Genomic DNA, 1,673 nt, shown 5'->3' with positions numbered 1-1,673 from the left:
GGTGAGTACGCCGCTGAGTCCGCGGAGGTGGCGAAGCGCGCGTCCGGAAACACGCCGGCGTCTGACGGCATGCTGCTCGCGCTGGCCAAGGACCTGGCGTCCCTGGAGAGCGGCTAGCAGGTGTTCCCGGTGGGCGAGCGGATTCACGGCCGGGTCCTTCCGGCCAATGCCCACACCATCGATGAACAGGAGCGCGACGCGCACGGCTGGGGACTGTATCCTCGAATCCGACACGCATGGCCCTCCACGGCGACCTCTTCAGTTATCCGCTTCCCGAGTTCCTTCAATGGTTGGACAGCTCCCGCAAGACGGGGACGCTCCAGCTCTCCTGGGAGGCCGGCGAGCGCAAGCTCTTCCTTCTCTCTGGCCAGGTGGGTGCCACCGCGGCCGAAGGACTGCGCGGACGCGTGGCGCGGCTGCTCACGCTGTCCAAGCTGGCGTCTGGGACGAAGGTGCTGGCTGGCTTTGACGAGCTGGCGCGCACGCCGGACGTGGACGCCGCGTTCGACATCCACGGCATCCAGGCGCGGTGGATTCGGGACCTGGGCCGTGAGGAGCTGTTCGCCGCGATGACGGACCTGACCATCGCCGGCCGCGGCACCTTCCACTGGACGGAGGACGCGGACCGCTCCGGTGAGGACTGGGTGCCGTCCGACATGGGCATCCGCGAGCTGCTTTTCGAGTCGCTCCGGTGGGTGGATGAGCAGCCCGACGTGGACAAGGCGCTGCCCATCGACGCGCTCAGCGTGCGCGCGCTGGCGCCGCCGAGCCCGAGCCAGCCCCTGATGCACCGGATCATCCTGGGGCTGTGCACGTCGCCGCAGAACCTGGGACGGCTGCGCCTGTCCATGGGCGTGTCCCGCTCCTCGGTGACCCGGCGCGTGCACGAACTGCTGCGGTCGAAGCTCGTGGAGGTGGACGGGGCGCCGCAGGTGGAGGCGGACCCGGTGGCGGAGATGTTGGAGAAGGGCGCGGTGCTGATGCGCGAGGGCCAGTACGACGCCGCGGGCATCGTCTGCGCGTCCTTGCTGGCCAGCGACCCGGCGGACCGGCGCGTGCGCGAATTCGCCCGGCTGGTGCAGCGCGAGCATGTGGCGGCGCTCTACTCGGACATGCCGCCCCTGATGGTGCCCCTCATGATTCACGACCCGCAGGGGCAGGCGCTGCTCAAGCCCGAGGAGCGGCAGATTGCCGGGCTGGTGAATGGCACCTGGGACGTGTCCACGCTGGTGCTGGCCAGTCCAGCGCGAGAGCTGGAGACGCTGAAGACGCTGGCGAAGCTGCAGCGCATGGGGCTGCTGCAGCTCGTCTTCCCGCGCTGAGCGGGGCGGAGGCTACTCCCCGTTGGGCAGGCCCACCGCGTTGAGGCGGATGAAGACCTGCATCATCACGTACAGGGAGAAGGCGGCGTCATCCACGCGCAGGTGCTGCTGCGTGGCCAGCCCCTGGAGCCGGAGCAGGTCGGCGCCGTCCACGCGGAGCAGGAAGGCCTGCTGCCCCAGGGAACCCTCGCCCGCGAAGGCCAGCGCGCGCCGGATGGCGTCGGTGCAGGCGGTGACGCAGGTGGTGTAGTCCCCCGTCATGAACGCGGCCTCGGCGGCGCGGGCATGGTCGAACATGTCGCCCGGCGCCAGGGCGCTGGCGGCGCCCAGCAGCTTCGGTCCGGGCTGGGG

General features: G+C 70.5%; 1 protein-coding gene and 1 pseudogene. One reads left to right on the top strand and one right to left on the bottom strand.

Features of this window, described 5'->3' with window-relative positions; all coding sequences use genetic code 11:
* Positions 1-236 precede the first annotated feature (236 nt).
* Positions 237-1,322: a DUF4388 domain-containing protein gene (locus tag F8M74_RS37105; protein ID WP_011552761.1), complete on the top strand. Its 1,086-nt coding sequence runs from the start codon at positions 237-239 to the stop codon at positions 1,320-1,322.
* Between the two features lie 12 nt (positions 1,323-1,334).
* Here the strand turns inward: F8M74_RS37105 and F8M74_RS37100 are convergent.
* A pseudogene (locus F8M74_RS37100) lies at positions 1,335-1,673 on the bottom strand (GTP-binding protein); the annotation flags it as partial.

It is taken from the genome of Myxococcus sp. CA023, assembly GCF_010998615.1.
GTDB lineage: Bacteria > Myxococcota > Myxococcia > Myxococcales > Myxococcaceae > Myxococcus.
This window is presented reverse-complemented; position numbering and strand designations above follow the sequence as displayed.

Coding starts and splice junctions, on each gene's coding strand:
- F8M74_RS37105 (WP_011552761.1), top strand. CDS start 237: ATGGCCCTCCACGGCGACCTCTTCAGTTATCCGCTTCCCGAGTTCCTT.